The sequence below is a fragment of the Nocardia sp. NPDC005366 genome, assembly GCF_040606855.1.
Lineage (GTDB): Bacteria > Actinomycetota > Actinomycetes > Mycobacteriales > Mycobacteriaceae > Nocardia.
In genome coordinates this window covers 276,847-296,095 of record NZ_JBEXFQ010000003.1, presented here as the reverse complement: position 1 = coordinate 296,095, position 19,249 = coordinate 276,847, and the positions used below count along the sequence as shown (strand labels likewise).

At 67.7% G+C, this 19,249-nt stretch carries 16 protein-coding genes; 8 read left to right on the top strand and 8 right to left on the bottom strand.

Annotated features, from left to right (window positions below):
- Window positions 1-14: 14 nt before the first annotated feature.
- A complete protein-coding gene (locus ABZS43_RS05790; RefSeq protein WP_355034644.1) occupies window positions 15-254 on the top strand; it encodes a hypothetical protein in 240 nt (79 codons plus the stop codon).
- 133 nt (window positions 255-387) lie between these two features.
- On the opposite strand, the gene ABZS43_RS05785 is transcribed toward ABZS43_RS05790, so the two are convergent.
- The gene (locus ABZS43_RS05785; protein ID WP_355034643.1) at window positions 388-879 is read right to left on the bottom strand and encodes an inorganic diphosphatase; all 492 of its coding nucleotides are present in this window, start codon (window positions 877-879) and stop codon (window positions 388-390) included.
- A 227-nt stretch (window positions 880-1,106) separates the two neighbouring features.
- Between ABZS43_RS05785 and dacB the strand changes: the two genes are divergently transcribed.
- From dacB to hpt, 4 genes are all read left to right on the top strand, one after another.
- Window positions 1,107-2,510 carry a D-alanyl-D-alanine carboxypeptidase/D-alanyl-D-alanine-endopeptidase gene (dacB, locus tag ABZS43_RS05780; protein WP_355034642.1) on the top strand — a complete coding sequence of 468 codons (1,404 nt, stop codon included), beginning with the start codon at window positions 1,107-1,109 and terminating at the stop codon, window positions 2,508-2,510.
- A 13-nt stretch (window positions 2,511-2,523) separates the two neighbouring features.
- Window positions 2,524-3,633 (top strand): zinc-dependent metalloprotease, encoded by a 1,110-nt coding sequence (locus ABZS43_RS05775; protein WP_355034641.1) that lies wholly within the window; start codon window positions 2,524-2,526, stop codon window positions 3,631-3,633.
- A 38-nt stretch (window positions 3,634-3,671) separates the two neighbouring features.
- Window positions 3,672-4,751 (top strand): tRNA lysidine(34) synthetase TilS, encoded by a 1,080-nt coding sequence (gene tilS / locus ABZS43_RS05770; protein ID WP_355034640.1) that lies wholly within the window; start codon window positions 3,672-3,674, stop codon window positions 4,749-4,751.
- 81 nt (window positions 4,752-4,832) lie between these two features.
- Window positions 4,833-5,393, top strand: coding sequence for a hypoxanthine phosphoribosyltransferase (gene hpt, locus ABZS43_RS05765; protein WP_355034639.1), 561 nt, complete (start codon window positions 4,833-4,835; stop codon window positions 5,391-5,393).
- A gap of 58 nt (window positions 5,394-5,451) precedes the next feature.
- On the opposite strand, the gene ABZS43_RS05760 is transcribed toward hpt, so the two are convergent.
- Genes ABZS43_RS05760 through ABZS43_RS05750 form a run of 3 tightly spaced genes read right to left on the bottom strand, consistent with a single transcriptional unit; the run spans window position 5,452 to window position 10,978 of the window.
- The gene (locus tag ABZS43_RS05760) at window positions 5,452-6,159 is read right to left on the bottom strand and encodes a cyclase family protein (RefSeq protein ID WP_355034638.1); all 708 of its coding nucleotides are present in this window, start codon (window positions 6,157-6,159) and stop codon (window positions 5,452-5,454) included.
- A complete protein-coding gene (locus tag ABZS43_RS05755; protein WP_355034703.1) occupies window positions 6,156-8,312 on the bottom strand; it encodes a protein kinase in 2,157 nt (718 codons plus the stop codon). Before ABZS43_RS05755 ends, ABZS43_RS05760 begins: the two co-directional genes overlap by 4 nt.
- 2 nt (window positions 8,313-8,314) lie before the next feature.
- Window positions 8,315-10,978: a serine/threonine-protein kinase gene (locus tag ABZS43_RS05750; protein WP_355034637.1), complete on the bottom strand. Its 2,664-nt coding sequence runs from the start codon at window positions 10,976-10,978 to the stop codon at window positions 8,315-8,317.
- 216 nt (window positions 10,979-11,194) lie between these two features.
- On the opposite strand from ABZS43_RS05750, the gene ABZS43_RS05745 reads away from it, so the two are divergent.
- Window positions 11,195-12,775, top strand: coding sequence for an amidase family protein (locus ABZS43_RS05745; protein WP_355034636.1), 1,581 nt, complete (start codon window positions 11,195-11,197; stop codon window positions 12,773-12,775).
- Between the two features lie 64 nt (window positions 12,776-12,839).
- Here the strand turns inward: ABZS43_RS05745 and ABZS43_RS05740 are convergent, their stop codons facing one another.
- From ABZS43_RS05740 to ABZS43_RS05730, 3 genes are all read right to left on the bottom strand, one after another.
- Window positions 12,840-13,718 (bottom strand): LysR substrate-binding domain-containing protein, encoded by an 879-nt coding sequence (locus ABZS43_RS05740; RefSeq protein ID WP_355034635.1) that lies wholly within the window; start codon window positions 13,716-13,718, stop codon window positions 12,840-12,842.
- Between the two features lie 438 nt (window positions 13,719-14,156).
- Window positions 14,157-14,984, bottom strand: coding sequence for an SDR family oxidoreductase (locus ABZS43_RS05735; protein WP_355034634.1), 828 nt, complete (start codon window positions 14,982-14,984; stop codon window positions 14,157-14,159).
- Complete coding sequence (locus ABZS43_RS05730; RefSeq protein ID WP_355034633.1) at window positions 14,981-16,573, bottom strand: aldehyde dehydrogenase family protein; 1,593 nt, start codon at window positions 16,571-16,573, stop codon at window positions 14,981-14,983. The genes ABZS43_RS05735 and ABZS43_RS05730 overlap by 4 nt, the downstream gene beginning before the upstream one ends.
- A 173-nt stretch (window positions 16,574-16,746) precedes the next feature.
- On the opposite strand from ABZS43_RS05730, the gene ABZS43_RS05725 reads away from it, so the two are divergent.
- Window positions 16,747-18,045: a helix-turn-helix domain-containing protein gene (locus tag ABZS43_RS05725; protein WP_355034632.1), complete on the top strand. Its 1,299-nt coding sequence runs from the start codon at window positions 16,747-16,749 to the stop codon at window positions 18,043-18,045.
- Window positions 18,046-18,048: 3 nt separating this feature from the next.
- On the opposite strand, the gene ABZS43_RS05720 is transcribed toward ABZS43_RS05725, so the two are convergent.
- On the bottom strand, window positions 18,049-18,294 hold the full coding sequence (locus ABZS43_RS05720) for a DUF2277 domain-containing protein (protein ID WP_355034631.1): 246 nt from the start codon (window positions 18,292-18,294) through the stop codon (window positions 18,049-18,051).
- Window positions 18,295-18,423: 129 nt separating this feature from the next.
- Between ABZS43_RS05720 and ABZS43_RS05715 the strand changes: the two genes are divergently transcribed.
- Window positions 18,424-19,245 (top strand): DUF1266 domain-containing protein, encoded by an 822-nt coding sequence (locus ABZS43_RS05715; protein WP_355034630.1) that lies wholly within the window; start codon window positions 18,424-18,426, stop codon window positions 19,243-19,245.
- Window positions 19,246-19,249: the final 4 nt, after the last annotated feature.

The window sequence follows — 19,249 nt, the reverse complement described above, 5'->3', positions numbered from 1 at the left end:
CAGGGAGCAACGAAATGCGAATCAAGTCCTTCCTCGCCGCCGGCCTGCTGGCTGTCGCCGCCGTCGCCGGGGTGTCGACGGCGGCTTCGGCCTCCGCCGCACCGCAGTACGACGCCGTGGCCACCGGGTACTACTACGGCACCTACGCCACCTACACGGCGTGCAGCGCCGACGGCGCCTCGCCCAGCACCGGCGGCTACTACTGGGAATGTGTGGAGACCTGGAGCGGCTGGGATCTCTACATCTACTACTGATTCGCCAGAGGAGGGGCATTCGGAATACCGGGTGACCCTTTTCGCCCCGAAGACAACGAAAGCGGGAAGCCCGGCCGAGCCGGACTTCCCGCTTCGTTGTCGTATGTGGCCTTGTTCTAGTGGCCGCCTTGTTCTAGTGGCCGCCGTTCTCCTGCAGCCGCTTGAAGGACGCCTCGACCTCGGCCTCGGCCTCCGCGCGCCCGACCCACTCCGAGCCCTTCACGAATTTGCCGGGCTCCAGATCCTTGTAGCGCTCGAAGAAATGCTTGATCGCGGCCAGCTCGAATTCCGGCACGTCGGCCAGATCCTGAATATGGTTCCAGCGGGGATCGCCCGCGGGGACGCACAGCACCTTGGCGTCGCCGCCCGCCTCGTCCTCCATCTTGTACATCGCGACCGGCCTGGCCTCGACGATCACCCCGGGGAACACCGAGTCGGGGAGCAGGACCAGCGCGTCCAGCGGGTCACCGTCCTCGCCGAGGGTGTTCTCGATGAAGCCGTAGTCGGCAGGGTAGGCCATCGACGTGTAGAGGAAGCGATCCAGCCGAACCCGGCCGGTCTCGTGATCGACTTCGTACTTGTTGCGGGAACCTTTGGGGATCTCGATCGTGACGTCGAACTCCACGCCATCTCCTTCTATGGTGCATTCGTTGGCTCGGCGGGCACGAATGCCGACTCGCCATGCTGTTCAGGGGAACGGTAGCGGTACGAGGATAGTGTGATCGCTGGGGCCGATACTTTGAAGGGCACGGGTGCGCCATGGCGGCGCGGTAGCGGAGTCAGGGAGACGGCGGGCCAGTGGGTGGTAGCGAACGCAACATCGGTGGATTGGCCGCCAGGCGGCGGCGAAGAATGTGGATCGGACTCGGTCTCACACTGGTCGTACTGCTCGGAATCGGCGCCGCCGGGCTGATCGTCGTGAAGCCGTGGACCCCCGAATTCCGCCACGGCGGTGTGACGGTCGCCGAACCGCCCGCACCCGTCAGCCCATCACCGCAGGTGGTTCCCGCCCCCGCGACAGCGCCCGCGCCCAGCCGGGCGGGTTTGGCGGCGGCGTTGGCCCCGGTGATCGGAAATCCCGATCTCGGCGCGTTCACCGGAATCGTCACCGACGCCGACAGCGGCGCCACCGTCTGGAGCGCCGATCCCGGCAAGCCGATGATCCCGTCGTCGACCGCCAAGATCCTGACAACGGCCGCCGCGTTGCTGGTGCTGGCGCCGGATCAGCGGGTCGTCACCCGGGTGGTCGCCGGTTCGGCCCCGAACGAACTGGTGCTGGTCGGCGGGGGCGATCCGACGATCACCGCGCAGGCCGACGGCAAGGGCTATTACCCGAACAGCGCCAGGCTGTCCGATCTGGTCGACCGGATCCGGGCGTCCGGACATCCTGTCGACACCATCATCGTCGACACCTCGGCATTCACCGGCCCGACCATGGCGCAGGGATGGGATCCTGTCGATATCCCCGAGGGTTCCATCGCGCCGATCGAAGCGGTGATGATCGACGGCGGCAGGCTCGATCCGCTCGTCGAGTACTCGCCCCGTACGGCGAGTCCGGCGCTGGACGCCGGGCGTCGGCTCGCGACCGACCTCGGACTCGATCCGGGCCGGGTCCGGCTCGGCTCCGCCGCGCGGGGGGCGGCCGAGGTGGCGAGTGTGCGCTCGGCGCCGCTGCGAGATCGGCTGCGGGACATGATGGTCCACTCCGACAATGTGCTCGCCGAGGCCATCGGCCGCGAAATCGCCGTCGCCACCGGCAATGAACCCTCTTTCGCGGGCGCGGTCGCCGCCGTCGGGGCCACTTTGGACAAGGCGGGTTTCGATCGCGCGGGAACGGTCATGCACGACGGTAGTGGGCTGTCGGTCGACGATCGGGTGCCCGCACAACTGCTCGATGCGGTTCTCGCGACCGCGGCACGGGTAGAAGGCGATGACGTCACGGTGCCGGGTACCGCCGCGAAGGCCGGTTCCGACCGGCTCGCGGCGACACTGGCCCCGCTGTTGGACGACCTGCCGGTCGCGGGTGCTACCGGCTCGCTGACCAGCCGCTATGTAGCGCAGAACCGGGAGGGTGCGGGCTGGGTCCGGGCCAAGACCGGAACTCTGACGGTGGCCAGTGCGTTGGTCGGATATGTACTCGACCGTGACGGCCGGGTTCTGACCTTCGCGCTGATGTCCAACGATCGGCCCCCCGAGGTGAGCAGGCCAGCCTTGGACGCCATCGCAGGCACGCTGCGCAACTGCGGATGCTCGTGACAGGTGGTTGACCATGTTCGAAGGCGCTGACAAGTCAGGCGAGTCGGTTTCCGCCGGTCCGAGCGAGGACCAGCGGCAGCGGCGTGGTTCCGGGTTGACCGGCGCCGTCGACTGGCGACTGGCCGCGCGCACCGGCGCAGCGGTGGTGCCGCCGGGTCCGCGCACCTCACGGACGTCCGCCGAACAGGCCGTCGAGGAACTGGCCGCCGCGTCCATCCGCGCGGAAAGCCCGGTGCGCGAGGTCACCGGGCTGCTGGACGATCGTCCGATCCCCGCCGCCCGGATCGTCGACCGGCGCGGATGGATCGGTGCCGCCGCCGATTCCATGGCCTCGCTGACCGGCACCGGGGATACCGGGGGCGGACTGCTGACCGGTAAGCCCGCGGGCATCCAGGCAGGCGCGATGCTGGCCTTCCTCTCCACCGCGATTCTCGGACAATACGATCCGTTCACCGGCGAGGACGGGACGCTGCTTCTGGTCGCCCCGAATATCGTCGGGGTCGAACGCGCGCTCGGCGTCTCGCCCAGCGATTTCCGTTTCTGGGTCTGCCTGCACGAGGTGACGCATCGGGTGCAGTTCTCCTCCGCGCCCTGGCTGGCCGATTACATGCGCGCCAATGTCGATATCCTCGGCGCGGTCGGTGAAGAACCGATCGCCGAGATGCTGTCGCGACTGCTGGAAGAGGTACGTGAGCGCCGCCGCGGCGGCGTACCCGAAGACCCCGTCGCGCGGGGCATCGTCGGGCTGTTGCGCGCCACCCAGGCCCCCGCGCAGCGCGAGGCGCTCGACCGCCTGCTCATGCTCGGCACGCTGCTCGAAGGGCATGCCGACCATGTGATGGACGTCGTCGGACCCGCCGTCGTCCCGACGGTCGGCCAGATCCGCGCCGCCTTCGACAAACGCCGCACCCGCCCGACCAATCCGCTGCAACGACTGCTTCGGGCGCTGCTGGGCGTTGATGCCAAGGTGGCGCAGTATGTGCGCGGCAAGGCGTTCGTTGACCACGTGGTCGGCCGGGTCGGGATGCGGGAATTCAACGCGGTCTGGACCGATGGCGACACGCTGCCGCGCCTGGAGGAGATCGAGGACGGGGACCGCTGGATCGCCCGGGTGCTCGGCTGAGACGGCGCTCGAATCCGCCCGGTCGGTAGTCTCCGGGTATGGGCCCTGCGGTAGGAGCGACGCCCCCGGATCCGGGCGTACCCGGAGCGAGTCGTCCGGGGCGGCGCAGGCTGCCGGAGACCTCCGCGGTACTCGAGGTGCGCCGGGCCGTGCGGGCCTGGTCAGGTGAATTCGCCGGTGGATCGGGGGTCGTCGCGGTCGCGCTCTCGGGCGGGGCCGATTCGCTGGCGCTGACCGCTGCGGCGGTGATCGAGGCGGACAGCGTCGACGCGCTGATCGTCGACCATCGCCTCCAATCGGGTTCGGCCGAGGTCGCCGCGGCAGCCGCCGCCGCCGCGCTGGCGCTCGGCTGCCGGACGGCGCGCGTGCTTCCGGTGCGCGTTGGCGTCGACGGCGGGATGGAGGCGGCGGCTCGGCGGGCCAGGTATTCGGCGCTCGACACCGCCCGCGACGGGCATCCCGTCCTGCTCGGCCACACCCTCGATGACCAGGCCGAAACGGTGCTGCTCGGATTGGCCCGCGGGTCCGGTGGTCGTTCCATCCACGGGATGGCCGCTTACACCGAACCGTGGGGTCGTCCCCTTCTCGGTGTGCGTCGGGCTGTGACGAGGCAGTTATGTGCCGATCTCGGGCTGTCGCCGCACGAGGACCCGCATAATTCCGCGCCGGAGTTCACCAGGGTGCGGTTGCGCTGCGAGGTGCTGCCACTGTTGGAAGAGGTGCTCGGCGGCGGGGTCGCTCCCGCCCTGGCCCGCACGGCCGAACAGTTGCGCGAGGACGGGGCCGTCCTGGACGCGTTAGCGGGGGAATTGCTAGCGGTCGCGCGCTGCGATGCGGACTCGCTCGACGCGCGGGCGCGGGCGGACGCGGGCGGTGATGGGTCGACACTGTCCGTCGAGACTCTCGCCACTGCCCCCGCCGCGCTGCGCCGCCGCGTCATCCGGTCCTGGCTGTTGGCAGGCGGCGCGAAAGCCCTGACCGAGAAGCATTTGCGTGCGGTGGACGCTCTGGTCACGGCCTGGCGGGGCCAGGGAGGGGTCGCAGTGGGCGGCGGTTCGCCGCGGACGAGGTTGGTCGCCGCGCGCGAACATGGCAGGCTGACACTGCGCGAGCGCTGAAGCGATCTCTGCGCAGTGACTGATGCCGGATCGGGATCGACACTCTCGGTGCCGACCAACCACGGAAGGACACCAACCTACGTGTACGGGGACGATATTGCGTCGGTGCTGATCACCCAGGACGAGATCGCAGCCAAGACCCAGGAACTGGCCGAAGTGATCGCCAAACGCTACCCGGTCGGCGCCCCGGAAGGTGATCTGCTGCTGGTCGGCGTGCTCAAGGGCGCGATTTTCTTCATGACCGATCTGGCCAAAGCCCTGCCCATTCCGACCCAGATGGAGTTCATGGCCGTCTCCTCCTACGGTTCGTCCACTTCGTCCTCGGGCGTGGTGCGGATCATGAAGGATCTGGACAAGGACATCGCCGGGCGCAATGTGCTGATCGTCGAAGACATCATCGATTCCGGTCTCACGCTGTCCTGGCTCAAACGCAATCTCTCCACCCGCAACCCGGCCTCCCTCGAGGTGGTCACGCTGCTGCGCAAACCGGACGCGCTACGCACCCCGGTCGAGGTCGCGCACGTCGGCTTCGACATACCCAACGAATTCGTCGTCGGCTACGGTCTCGACTACGCCGAGCGCTACCGCGACCTGCCCTACATCGGCACCCTCGATCCGAAGGTCTACGGGGGCGGGTCCTAGGCCAACATGCCGAGGTCCGATCCGGCTGTCGTACTCGCCGCCGGGTGGACGGGCAGAGTCAGGGCAGGAGGCCGAAGATCGTCGCGGGGCCGCCGGAGCCCGCGCGGTATCGGGGGCCGCCGACGAGGATCCAGGCGCCGGTGTGGGGGAGTTCGGCGAGACCTGCCAGGCATTCGAGGCTGATGCGATGGTCGCGGTACAGCAGCCGCGAGACGGTGTAGCCGCCGTCGGTGCCGACGTCGGGGCCGAAGGTGTCGATACCGAGGGCGCCGCGACGGCCGAGTCGTCCGGTGCGCAGCAGCCATTCGACGGTATCCACCGCGAAACCCGGTTGATGTCCGGCGGATTCGCCGATGCCGAGGAAATCGGGGGAACCCCATTTGGCGTCCCATCCCGTCCACGCGACGATCGCGGAACAGTCGGGGATACGGCCGTGGCGTGATTCCCAGTCGCGCAGGTCGGCGACGGTGATCGCGTAGTCGCGGTCGGCGGCGCACTGTGCGCGAAGGTCGATTTTCACCGCGGGCAGCAGCAGATCCTCCGGATCGAGTTCGTCGGCGGCGAGTCCGTCGGCGTGGAAGTGGATCGGAGCGCCCCAATGGGTTCCCGTGTGTTCGCCCTGCCGGACGGTGCGCAGGTAGTAGCCGTCGTCGGCGATGGTCGCCACGGTGTCGACGCGGAATTCCGGATCGCCGGGAAACAGCGGCGTCGTCGCCGGATCATGGATGTGCGACAGGCTGACGAGCCGCCCGAACGGCCGATTCACGCGGCGTTCGCGGGCGCGGAGGGAACCTGCACTCGCTCGAGCGCACGCAGATCGTTCTCCATCGCCATGAACAGCAGGTAGACGCCGGAGAAGGCGATGACGCTCCCGATGGCGAGAACGCGCACCTCGACGATGATCGTATCGAGGTCGGCCTGCGTGAGCAGGGTCGCGCCCGCGACCGCGACCAGCGGAATGGACGCGGCGACGATCAACCAGATACCGCAGCGCCGCCGCAATTTACGCAGGCGTACCGCGTCCTCTTCATCGATCTCCCCGTGGCTCAGGAACATCGGGTAGATACATCGCACGACGTAGTAGTTCACCAGGAAGAACGGGTAGACGAGTGCGACCGCCCCGCACAGCGCGTGCGAGACCAGGAAATGCGCGTAGTCGTAAGCGGTTATCGCGTCGGAGGTGCCGCGGATGACGATCGGGAACGAGGTGCCCGACAGTATCCACATCGTGAAGATCACCAGGATCGCGCGGTCGCCGAACAGGATGGTGTCGGTACGGGCGCGACGTAATGTCTCGGCGGAATAGCTTCCACCCCTGCGTAATCCGTGTGGGACGAAGATCAGATGCCGGGACAGGTACACCAGAACGACAGCGCCGAAACCGAATCCGACCGTATTGACGATCGCCGCGCCGATATCGAGTTTGCGGACGGCCTCGTCGGTCAGCTGAGTGACGACGAGCAGCCGGGTGTAATCGATGTTGTAGATCGAGGCGAGCACATTCGGGATCAGGATGGCCAGCGCGATGAGCGGAACCCGCCAGCGCCGCAGCCGCAGGCGGGTGCCGTGCTCGGGCGGATCCACCAGATCACGGGCGCGGGCGTCCAGGCACAGATCCAACTGTTTGGCCAGCGCCGCGCCATTCGTCCAGCGCCGGTCCGGCTCCGGCTCGAGGCAGGTCAGCAGGATGCGCCGCAGCGCGGGCGGACAATCCGCTGGCAGCCGCGACAGCGCCGCGTCCGGTACGCCCGCCCTGCGCTGCCGCAGCGCCTCGGCGGTATCCGCAGCGTCACCGAAAGGGGTTGCGCCGGTGAGCAGTTCCCACAGCAGGATGCCGAGGGAGAAGATCTCGCCGCGCTGATCCGGTGCGACAGCGTCCGGATCGAGCGTCGCCGCCAAGTCTTCCGGTGAACGGTAGGGCAGCGAACCGGCCCGCATCGCCGCGGCATCGGAGAAATCGCCGAATTTCGGTTCGCCCTCGGCGGTGAACAGCACGTCGCCCGGCGTGATGGCGCGGTATCGCACGCCGTGACGATCGGCGTAGTCGAGTGCGTCGGCCAGCCGCCTGCCCAGCCACGCCACCGTCTCGGGCCAGCTGCGCGCCGCGATCTCGGCGCGCACGCGGGAATCCGCGAGGCGGATCTCACCCCTGGTCTCCATCGCGGTGTCGACCGCGCGCAGCAGTAGCGCGCCGCCGTCGGATTCCGGGTGGGCGCGCAACCGTTCGATGACGTCCTTCGCGGTGCCGCCCGGCAGATACTGCATGTAGATCAGCCGCCCGGAACCCGTTGCCGCCCCCGCGTCGAAGGTCAGCAATTTGTGGTCGAAGACCCGGACGATATGGGGATGGTCCAGCCGTGCCACGGGGTGCGGATCGCCGCCGCCGGTCGACAGCCGGACCGCGACCAGTCGCTGCATGGACAGCTGTCTCGCGAGGAAGACCCGCCCCGATTCGCCCGTTCCGAGCTCGGTCAGCAGATCGAAATCATCGATGCGCTGTCCCGGCTCGATATCGGCGGGCGGCCGGTCGAGGGTGAGCGCGTTGGCGTCGATCCGTTCGGCCTCGGCCTCGAGCCGCTCCCGGACCGACTCGGCGAGTTCCTGGTGTTCGGCGAGGAAATCCTCCAGCGGCAGCGGACCCTGGGCGCGCCGCATCGCGAATTCCTCGCAGACCAGGTCGACCAGCGCCGGGCTCTGCGCGACCTCGGGGAATTCCGCGCGGTATTCCGCGACGCGTTTTGCCGGTCCCGCCCCGTCCCAGCGGTATCGCAGGTCGATGCGAACCAGTTCGGTGAGCACGGTGAGGCGGGCGAGATTGTCATCGGGGACGTAATCGGTGAGTTCAGGCGCACTGCCCCCGGCGTGCAGCGACCGCCGCCAGTCCGCGGTGAACCGAGCGACGGAATCGGCCCAGTGCATCGTCACCGGGGCGGCTCCACGGGCGTCGCCGGTCGGGCTCGGCCGGTGCGCATGATCCGGCGCAGGCGGGAGGCGCGGGCTCGCTGGTGCTCCTGACGCTCCCGCTCGCCGCCTTCCGGCGCGACCACCCGTTCCAGCGCGCGCAGATCCTCCTCGAGCGCGCGGAACAGCAGATAGGAGCCGACGAAGGCGATGATGCCGCCCGCGCACAGCACCCGCACCGCGACGATCACCATCGGGATATCGGTGGGCGGCAGGAACGTCACCCCGACCACCGCCAGCAGCGGCACCGACGCGGCGATCGCGAGATAGCCGTTGCAGCGGCGGTCCAGGCCGCGCAGCCATACCGCGTCGTCGGCGCTGATCTCGCCGTGGCGAAGGAAGATCGGGTAGATGCAGCGCACGATGTAGAACGTCGCGAGGAAGAACGGGTACGAGGCGGCGATGGCGCCGCACACGAAGATCGAGGCGAGGAAGTGCACGACCGAGCGCGCGGTGATCTCACCGGTCGCTATCTGGAGCGCGACCGGGAATATCAGTGCCGACAGCATCCACAGGGCGAACGCGATGGCCACCGCTCTTTCCCCGAGCAGCAGTGAATCGGCTCTGGCGCGGCGCAGGGTTTCCGGGTCGTAGCGCCGCCCTTTGCGCAGCCCGCGCGGGACGATCAGGACATACCTCGACAGGTACACGACCACCGCCATGCCCAACGGGAAGAACACCGAATTGACCACGCCGGTGATGATCAGGAAGGTGCGCTGGGCGTCCTCGGTCATTCGGTCGACGATCAGATTCTGGTTGTGCTGGATGTTGTACAGCGAGGCGAGAGCGTTCGGCACGCCGATGGCCAGCACCAGCAGGGGGACCATCCACCTGCGCAGCCGCAGCCGCCAGCTGCCGGGCTTGGGATCGACCAGATCCCTGGCGCGCGAGTCGAGGCACAGGTCGAGCTGTTTGGCCAGCGTTTGCCCGTTGGACCAGCGCCGGGACCGGTCGGGTTCGAGACAGGTCAGCAGCACGCGGCGCAGCGCGGCCGGGCAGTCGGGTGGAAGTCGTTGCAGCGCGGCGTCTTCCACACCGCCGCTACGGCGCTCCAGCATCGCTTCGAGGGTGGTGTCGTCACCGTGGGAGTCGGCGCCCGCGGTGGAGTCGTCGAAAGGTTTCGCGCCGGTCAGCAATTCCCACAGCACCACGCCGAGTGAGTAGATGTCGGCGCGGGTGTCCAGATCCGCCGCGCTGCGGGCGCGGCCGGGATGGCAGGCCTCCAGCTGTTCCGGCGACATGTAGGCCAGCGAGCCGCCGAAATAGGCGACCGGACTCGTGCCCTCGACATTGCGGCTGAAACTGATGTTGAAGTCGGCCAGTTTCGGCACGCCCTCGGCGGTGAGCAGCACATTGGCCGGTTTCACGTCGCGGTGCAGTACGCCGTGCGCCGAGGCGTAGTCCAGCGCGTCGGCCAGTCGGCGGCCGAGCCAGGCCACCGTCTCCGGCCAGCTCAGCGCCGCTATCTCGGTGCGGACACTGGAATCGGTCGGGCGGATTTCGCCCTTTTCCTCCATCGCCGCGTCGACCGCGTCGAGTAGCAGTCGACCGCTGCGTTCGGCGGCAGGAGTGGCCCGCACCCAGCGCAACGCTCCGAGCAGCGTGCCGCCGGGCAGGAACTGCATGTAGAGCAGTCGCAGGCGGCGCGAGCCGCCCGCGAGATCGTCGCCGGTGTCGAGCAGGCGCTGATCGAAGACCCGCACGATGTAGTCGTGGTCGAGCTGGGCGAGGGTTTGCGGTTCGGTGCCGTGGTCGGCGGAGATCTTCACCGCTACCAGCCGTTGCAGCGAACGCTGCCTGGCCAGGAATACGCGGGCGAACGCGCCGCTGCCGAGGGTGGTGAGCAGATCGAAATCATCGATACGCTGGCCGATTTCGATGCGATTGAGGACAGCGAAAAGTCCGGGTTCATGGCCCGCGGTCGTGCCGATCGCGGTGGCCGTACCCGTCAGGTCGGACGTGGCCGTCGGACCGGCGGCCATCGTCTCGGTAACCTCCGCCGTTCGATTCACGTCGGTACCACGAGGCGCGGTGGTGGTTCGGTTCAGATCCGAACCCGGCGCGGCCAGGGTGGGGGCGGACGTGGTGCGGGTGATGTCGTCGTCGGCGTCCGGCCCGGTGACGCGGGTCGAGTCCTCGACGGCGGCTCTGCGCGTGCTCTGATCCACGTCGTCGGCGTTGAGCAGATCCCGCAGTTCGGTGGCCTGCCGGGGATAGTCGCGCAGGCATTCGTGAGGATCGACCCGCTCACCGCTGTGCCTGCGGACGACGAATTCCTCGTACACCAGGCCAGCGGGAATGCTGTCGCGATCCAGCTCGGGAAATTCGGCGCAGTATTCGATGAGCCGTTTGCGCGGCACGGCACCGCGGTCGGAGGCCGTGGGGGCGCCGGGCCGCCGCAGCCACCGGTGCCGCAGATCGACGCGGATCAGTTCGATCAGCGCCTCCCTGCGCAAGGTGGTGGCATCGGGCAGGTATTCGGCGATCTCGGGAAGCCGGGAGGTGGTGTTTCCCGCCGCGGTCGCGCGCGCGGTGGATTCCCAGGCCGCGGCGAACGCCTGCACGGCGCTCGACTCGGTCTTCAGCACGGCCCCACGGACACCGGCTCCACGATCGGAACCCATGTCCGGACCGGAAGCACTATCGGACTCGGCACTCATTCTCAGACCTTGCGGCTGGGCGGATGTTCGGGAATTCCGCGCTGATCGGTCGGTGGCTGCGCCGGAAATTTCCGCCACACCCCACGCCATCATCCCCCGAGCAGTAGTCGGAATGATAACTTGCGGCTCAACAGCGGATCACCCGAATTCGACAACCATGCGACGGGGGCGAATCAGCACATGTACGACACGACGCGGACAACGAGCGCGAAAGCGGCAGCACAACGCGATCACGACGGTACCGGCGAATTCCACCGCTCCGGGACGACCGGGACAGCGGACGCGATAGTCGAACATGATCAAGGGTCGGACGATCGCCGCCGACCGAAAATCACGGCGCGGGCGGCGAGTAGGGAGACAGTAGCCGAGCCCGGATCGCCGCCCGCCGATGGGGTCCCCCCGTGCACCGAGGAAGGGCCGAAATCGTCCGCGATCGCCGTTCCCGCCACCGCGACGGCGGTCGCGGGGGCTGTGCGGGAGGGCGCGCTCACGCCGACCGAAGCGGTCGACGCGGCGCTGGCGAGGATCGCGGCGGATGATCCGAAAACCAACGCGTTCACCACTGTTCGCACGGATGCCGCGCGCGCGGAGGCAGTCGCCGTCGAGCAGCGCGACGATCTGGACGTGTTGCCGCTCGCGGGGGTGCCCGTCGCGGTCGAGCACGGTCTGCCGGTGACGGGCGTGCCGATGCGCCGAGGTTCGGCGGCGACCGATCCCGCCCCCGCCACCGCTGATCACCCCGTCGTGCGTCGGTTGCGCGCGGCCGGCGCGGTGATCGTCGGGGCGACCGCGATACCGGAACTGGGTCTGTGGCCGATGTCCGACGACGCGGATTCGGCGACCCGCAACCCGTGGAATCTCGAACGCGGAGCCCGCGGGGCCGCCGCGGCGGTCGCGGCCGGTCTGGTTCCGGTGGCGCACGGCGTCGACGGATTCGGCGCGGTGCGCATCGCCGCGGCCTGCTGCGGAGTTTTCGGCATCAAACCCGGCAGGTATACCGTGCCCGCCGATATCGGCGTCGACGGATGGGGCGGACTCGCCGAAAACGGTGTTCTCGCAACGACGGTCGGCGACGCGGCGCTTGCGCTGTCGGTGTTGGCGGCCAGGCCGGACCTGGCCGAACCCGACCCGCCGGATCGACTACGCATCGGACTAGCCGTGGCCGCGCCGCATCGCTTCTTCCGGGTCGACAGGCAGTGGACCGAGGCGGCGCGCACCGCGGCCGAGCTAGCCGAGCGGGCCGGACATATCGTGGAGCCGGTCACCGTGCCCTACGGGGCGACCGTCCCGGCGACCCTCCTACGGTGGCTCATCGCGGAACTACCCGACGCGCAACGACTACCGCGACCCGAGCGACTACAACCGAGAACCCGGCGTCATCTCGCTCTAGGCAGGTTGGTGCACCGCCTGCGACTCGTTCGTCCCGCGCAGATCGATCGGATTGAGGCGCGGTTGCTGGAACTGTTCGACAACTACGACGTCGTGATCACACCGACGCTCGCGACCCCGCCGCCGCGCGCACGAATCTGGAGCGCCCGCGGCTGGCTCGCCAACATCCTCGCCACCGCCCGCCTTTCCCCTTTCACCCCCCTGTGGAATCTGGTCGGCTGGCCCGCGGCATCCATTCCGATGGGAATGCATTCCCGTTCCACCACCCCGATCGCGGCCCAACTCGCGGGTCCGCCGGGCAGTGAATCCGTCCTGCTCGGCCTCGCCGCCCAATTGGAGCGGCGCCGACCATGGCGGCGCACCGCGTCCTAGGCAGGCGAAGTGCCCACCGGGCGAAGCGGCCGGGGTGGCGTCGAAGCGTCCCCGACGACGCGTATCAGTTGGGCGTCGTCGCGCTGAATCCGCCGTCGGCCGCGCGTCCGGCGAATTCGAGGATGGTCTGGCGGGAGTCGTCGGCCCGCCATGCCACCGCGAGTTCGCACGGCGCGAGTCCGGTGATCGGACGTGCGGTGAGTCCGGGCCAGCGGTACATCGGCACATTGTTCTCGGCCAGCAGGCATACGCCGAGACCGAGGCTGACGGCCTCCAGTTTGTCCTCGGGTGTCGCCGCCTCCGCACCGATTTTCGGCTGACGTCCGTTGCGTCCGTCGTTTCCGAGCCAGAAGTCGCGCACCGCACCCGCCTCGGAGGGAAGCGCGATGAACGGCTCATCGAGCAGGTCGGCGAAGTCGATGGTCTCGTTGTCGGCCAGCGCGTGATTCTCCGGGAGCAGCACCCAGCGCGGCTCGGTGCGCAGTACCTGCCAGCGATAGCGGTTCGGATCGGGTAGCGGTAGCCACACCAGGGCGAGATCTGCCTGTCTGCCCGCCAGACCGCTCGACGGGTCGGTCCACGACGCGGCATGCAGGGCCAAGCGGTGCCCGCTCGCGCTCTCCAGATCGTTGAGCAGCCCACGTCCGAGCGCGGATTGGATGCCGACGCGCAGCACCTCGCCCGCTTCCTGGAGAGAGACGTTGGTGAGCTCCCACAGTTCCAGGATCTTGCGAGCGCCTTCGAGTAGTTCCTTGCCCGCGACGGTCAGCGCGACGCTGCGCTGGTTGCGGTCGAACAGGACCACGTCGAGCTGCCGTTCCAGCTGACGAATCTGACGCGACAGGGTGGGTTGAGCGATATGCAGCCGCTGGGCGGCGTTGGTGAAATGCAGTTCCTCAGCGACGGCGACGAAATACCGCAGGTCGCGCAAGTGCGGGTCCATAGCCCCTTGCTATCAGAATTAGTCGGGAATTTCTAGCCTTATTAGGCCGGAAAGTTCGAATACGGCGTTAGAAACAGTCGATAGGTTTGTTAGAGATAGCATATTGCCTGTGATGGCCGCGTGCACCATCGAGATGGCGAATCTCGGGCATCCCTCGGCGATGCGGCGCGAAGTGTCAATATTGGACTCTTGACCAGCATGGATGGGTGTGGGGTGCGTGCCGGGTGGAGTCGGCCGTCGCGCGATGGTGAATCGGCAGAAAACCGTTTACGGGGTGGGCGCGGACCGGGCGCGCCAAAATAGTGACATTGGTCACAAATTGGTTTGGTGGGGTGTGCGGGGGAGCCGGGAGGGCTCACCGATCGCCGTCCACACCCCGTCGAACGCCACTGGGCGCCGGGGATGAACCCCGGCGCCCAGTGGCGTTCGTGCGGTGGATCAGAGGCTGCGCGCGCGCTCCTCGTAGGCCTTGCGTCGCTCGGCGTCGACGTCGTCGAGGAAGGTGTGGCTCGAACCGAGAGCACGCCCGATGCTGTCGCCGACGGATTCCGGCAGCAGCCCGACGAACCGGATGATCGCTCCGGCCACCGCCGTCACCCTGATCTTCGACTTCGGCGAGGCGATAAGACCGACGATGCCGTCGGCGATCTGCTCCGGCTCGGCCGGACGCAGCAGTTTCGGCGTCGAGACCCCCGAACCGAGTTCGGTATTGGTCAGCGTCGGCAGCACGGAGGAGATGTGGACACCCGAGCCCCGGTATTCCTCGCGCAGGGTGTCGGTGAAGCCGAGCACCGCGTGTTTGCTCGCGTTATACGTGGCCAGGCCGGGGACATGGCTTTCCCCCGCCAGCGACGCGATATTGATGATGTGGCCGCTTTTGCGCGGCAGCATCCGTGCCAGACCCAATTTGGAGCCGAGGATCACGCCGTAGACGTTGATGTCGAGGATCCGGCGGGTGATCTGATCGGGTTCATCGATCAGTCGGCCGGTCGGCATGATGCCCGCGTTGTTGATCAGCACATCGATCGGGCCGACCGTGCGTTCGACCTCGTCGAGGAAATTCTCGAACGAGGTGGCATCGGTGACATCGAGTTTGCCGTACAGCTCGAAATCGCGGGCCGTGCCGGATTCCTTCACGGTGGTCTCATCGATATCGCCGATGGCGATCTTCGCCCCGCGTGCCTGCAACGCGGTGGCGGTGGCCAAACCGATGCCGCGCGCGCCACCGGTGATGACGACGACTTTTCCGCGGATCTTGTCGCTCACTTGTTATCTCCTCTGAGTTTGAGCAAGGCGGGAATATCGATACGGCGCAGGCCGCGCGCGCCCGCCGCGCGCATGGCGCCCAGGGCTGTCAGCAGAGTCGATGCCTTGTACGGATACCAGAACAATTCCTTCTGCTGGGTCGGCAGAATCGGTTTGGTGATGGCCTGCTGACGGCAGTACTTGCGGACGCCGTTCGCGCCGCCCCAGCGCGCCCCGACCCCGGAAAGTCCCCAGCCGCCCATCGGCAGCGCATAGCTGAACAGGTTGGCGAAGACGTCGTTGATATTGACCGCGCCCGCGTTCAGCTGCCGTGCGATCCGTTCGCCGCGATCCTTGTCCCCGGTCCAGACCGAGGCCGAAAGTCCGTAGATCGAATCGTTGGCAAGTCGAATGGCCTCCGCCTCGTCGGCGACCTTCATCACCGGCAGCGTCGGGCCGAAGGTTTCCTCGTAGACGCAGGACATGCTGTGGTCCACGTCGACGAGCACCGTCGGCTCGAAGAAGGTGCCCTGCCCGGTCCGCTTACCGCCGGTGAGCACGGTCGCCCCCGCCGCGACGGCCTCGTCCACGTGCCGCTGCACGATGCTCACCTGGTTCTCGTTGGCCAGCGCGCCCACGTCGTTGTTCAGCTCGCGGCCGTCGATGCCCTGGCGCAATGCCTTGACGTTCGCGGTGAGTTTGGTGACGAATTCGTCGTAGACCGGCGCTTCCACGTATACGCGTTCGACGGAGATGCACACCTGACCGGCGTTGAACATGCCACCGAAGGCGATGCCGTGCGCGGCCCGATCGATATCGGCGTCGGCCAGCACGATGGCCGGATCCTTACCGCCCAGCTCGAGGCTGTAGGGGATCATCCGCTCGACGCAGGCGGCGGCGATCTTGCGCCCGGTCGCGGTGGATCCGGTGAACTGGATGTAGTCGGCATGGGCGACGACGCCCGCACCGGTCGCGCCCGCACCGGTGACCACGGCGAAAACCGGCGGCGCGCCGATTTCCGCCCAGCCCCTTGCCAATTCGAGAGCCGACAGCGGGGTCACCTCGGACGGTTTGAGAATCACCGCCGCGCCCGCGGCCAGCGCGGGGAACACGTCCATGATCGGCATGGCGAGCGGAAAATTCCACGGGGTGATCACGCCGACCACCGGATACGGCCGGAAGACGGTGGTCAACTTCTTGACCCTGGCCAGCGGGCTATGCGGCGAGGGGTGGTCGTCGGCGAGGAATTTCGCCGCGCGGCGCGCGTAGTACCCGATCAGATCGGCGCCGAAGGCGGGGTCGATGAGGGCGTCGGCGCGGGGTTTGGAGGTTTCCGACTGCAGCACGTCCGCCAGATGTTCGGTGTTGTCGATCAGCCAGTCCTGGAGTTTCAGCAACCACTCCTTGCGGCCGTCGGGGCCGATGGCCTCCCATTCCGGCTGGTAGAGGCGTAGCTCGCGAACCTTGGCCGCGACCTCCTGCGCGCTCTGGTCCGGCACGGAGCCGACGATTTCGCCCGTGCCGGGATTGCGCACCTCGATGACGGCGGGGCCGGTGCCCTCCGATGTCGCCTTCCCGTCGACGGCCTCGGGCCGTTCGGTATTGGTCATTTGCTGTTCTCCCACTGACGTTGTGCTGAACCGCGAGAACCGATGCTGTGAATCAGCTCACTGTCTATGATCGTGACACAATACGTGCGGACTTTCTTGGCCTTCGCGGTCAAGGATGGCTGACTCATTTGTGACCAGAAACCAAATTCGCACGAGAGAACAGGGGAACGGCGATGGCTGCGCCACCGGAACGCGTCGGACCCGACAGCGAAGTGGTCCGCGAGTGGCTGGCCGAGTACGGCTACGAGACGATGCGCGCCGAAACCCTCGAGCAGGTGGTCGAGCGTCTCGATACCGCGATCGTCGCGCGGGTTCCCGAACTCACCGACCGCGATATGCGCCGCGATCTGGCCGCGAGTACCCGGTCGCACGCGCGGACCATCCTGAGCGGTCTCACCGCCGACGGCCAGGAATTCCAGCTCCCCGAGGAGGCGCACGCCCTGGCGCGCACCATCGCCCGGCGCGGTTTCGAATTGCGGGTGTTGCTGCGGACCTATCACGCGGGCATGGACGCGGTCCTCGACTACATGAACGACGCCATCGACCAGCGCCCGATCCCGCCCGAGATCGAGCGCGCGGTCACGCTGCGGCTGTTCGATCGGGCCACCAAATGGATCAGCATGTCGGTGGAGCGGCTCACCGACACCTACATGGAAGAGCGCGAACAGGTGCTGCGCGCCGCGCTGAACCGGCGGACCGAGACGGTGCGCGCGCTACTGGCCGGGGATGAGATCGACGTCGAACTGGCGTCGGTGCGACTGGGCTACCGGCTGTCGCAACAGCATCTGGCCTTCGTGCTGTGGGCCGACGAACCGGCGGCCGAACCCGGTGGTGGCGGCGAGATGGTCGGTCTGCTCGATCGGACCGCGGCCAAACTGGCCGGGGCGCTCGGCAGCAGCCGGGTACTGACCCTGCCGTCGGGGGCGAGCGGTATGTGGGCGTGGGCCGGGTTGGACGACGCGGCACGCGCGGCGGAATTATCCGCACCGGGGACGCTGGAGCGGGCCTTATCCGGTGTGCTGGAGGCGCCGGTGCGGGCGGCGTTCGGGGTCGCGGCCGGACATTTGGCCGGGTTCAGAGAAAGTCATCGGGAAGCGGTCGCGGCTCGTCAGGTCGCCGAACGGGGATCGGTGGCGGGCGCCTCGAGGGTGACCGCCTACCGCGCCGTCGAGGTCGCCTACCTCGCGGGCGTCGACGAGGCGGCCATGCACGGCCTCGTCGCCAGGGAATTGCGCGCGCTGGCAGGTCGCGATGTCAACGCGGCGCGCTTACGCGAGACGTTGCATGCCTATCTGCTCAGTCATCGCAGCCCCGAGGGCACGGCAAAACTCCTCGGGGTGCACAAGAACACCGTGCGCTATCGGATCCAGCGGATCGAACAACTGCTCGGTCATCCGATCGAACAGCGCAGTCTGGCGCTGGAGATCGCCTTGGCCTGCGTCGCCGCCTACGGGGTCGACGTGCTGCCGTGAGCGTTACTCGGACGCACCGCGCAGCGTCGACTGCGCCGTCGACGGAGCGGGGGCATTCGGCAGATCGGCCAGTAGCTGCGTGGTAGCCGATGCGATCGCGCTGACCGCTTTGTCCACGGCCGCCTTGGTGGCGGTGCTCAGGCCGGAGACCCCACCGACCGTTCGCACGTACTGCAGTGCGGCAGCGTAGATTTCCTGCTCGGTAGCGGCAGGCTCGAGGCCACGCAGAAGGGTGATGTTGTCGCGCATGGGTGCACAGTAGCCCTGAACCACGGAATGCGTCAGGACAAGTTTGCGAGGAGGTGAAAATCTCTCGTCGGACTCACGTGTTGACGATAAGTACGGGACCGACGGAGATCATGGTGAAGAATCAGAAATATGCCTTCCCGCGGTGTACCCCCGTTGACCACATTCCCCCACGACGAACTGGACAAGCGGGAAGAAGATCACTGGTCAGGGTCCGCGGTATCGGATGACGAACTGCGCGCGCTCGCGCTCGGCGGTTTCTATTCGGCCCGCTGGGACGCCTTCCACGACGCGTTGTTACTCGGCCCAGAGCGCGAGCATCCGCTCGGCGACCGCCGCGAACTCGCGATCGACACGCTGACCGGTGCGTGGGGGATCACCGACGGTACCGAGGCGCAGGCCTCGATGGAACAGTTGCTCGCCGGTATGCACGCGCCGCTCTACGCGCTGGTGCATCCCCTGGTGATGGCGTCCATCAACGCCAGCGAGCGGGACCGCTTCGGTGAACGCGCCGACCGGCACCGCGCATTTCTGCGTCAGGTCGGATCATTTCGCGGAATGGACAATCCGGAAGCACTCGTGCGCGATTACGACATCTGGTCGCAGGCGATCAAGATCGGTTTCACCGACCATCTTGCCCGCCCGTTGCCGAGCGATATCCACGCGTGGGATCTCGCCAGGGTTGTCGCGGTGGCGAGGATGGCTTTCACCGCCGGTTACCTGGAGGCCGATGTGGCCTGGGACTATTTGATGCGCGCGCTTCCGCTGGCACAGCGCAAATACCGCAATTGGCGCCAATTCGGCGACGCCTACTTGGCCGGGTGGACCTACTGGCAGGCCTGCGAGGATCTCGCCGAACTCAAGAACGGCGGCGTCGACCGGCGCATGGAGCTGCTGCGCCTGTGGCAGCGCCCGACAAGTCCCTGGCGACGGATCACCCTCAACGCCGGCTGACGCC

Bases quoted from the DNA above. Each gene is read 5' to 3' on its own strand.
- ABZS43_RS05750 (WP_355034637.1), bottom strand. From the start codon at position 10,978: ATGGGTTCCGATCGTGGAGCCGGTGTCCGTGGGGCCGTGCTGAAGACC.
- ABZS43_RS05720 (WP_355034631.1), bottom strand. From the start codon at position 18,294: ATGCGCGACAACATCACCCTTCTGCGTGGCCTCGAGCCTGCCGCTACC.
- ABZS43_RS05740 (WP_355034635.1), bottom strand. From the start codon at position 13,718: ATGGACCCGCACTTGCGCGACCTGCGGTATTTCGTCGCCGTCGCTGAG.
- ABZS43_RS05775 (WP_355034641.1), top strand. From the start codon at position 2,524: ATGTTCGAAGGCGCTGACAAGTCAGGCGAGTCGGTTTCCGCCGGTCCG.
- ABZS43_RS05725 (WP_355034632.1), top strand. From the start codon at position 16,747: ATGGCTGCGCCACCGGAACGCGTCGGACCCGACAGCGAAGTGGTCCGC.
- tilS (WP_355034640.1), top strand. From the start codon at position 3,672: ATGGGCCCTGCGGTAGGAGCGACGCCCCCGGATCCGGGCGTACCCGGA.
- ABZS43_RS05790 (WP_355034644.1), top strand. From the start codon at position 15: ATGCGAATCAAGTCCTTCCTCGCCGCCGGCCTGCTGGCTGTCGCCGCC.
- ABZS43_RS05715 (WP_355034630.1), top strand. From the start codon at position 18,424: ATGCCTTCCCGCGGTGTACCCCCGTTGACCACATTCCCCCACGACGAA.
- ABZS43_RS05745 (WP_355034636.1), top strand. From the start codon at position 11,195: ATGTACGACACGACGCGGACAACGAGCGCGAAAGCGGCAGCACAACGC.
- dacB (WP_355034642.1), top strand. From the start codon at position 1,107: ATGTGGATCGGACTCGGTCTCACACTGGTCGTACTGCTCGGAATCGGC.
- ABZS43_RS05730 (WP_355034633.1), bottom strand. From the start codon at position 16,573: ATGACCAATACCGAACGGCCCGAGGCCGTCGACGGGAAGGCGACATCG.
- ABZS43_RS05755 (WP_355034703.1), bottom strand. From the start codon at position 8,312: ATGCACTGGGCCGATTCCGTCGCTCGGTTCACCGCGGACTGGCGGCGG.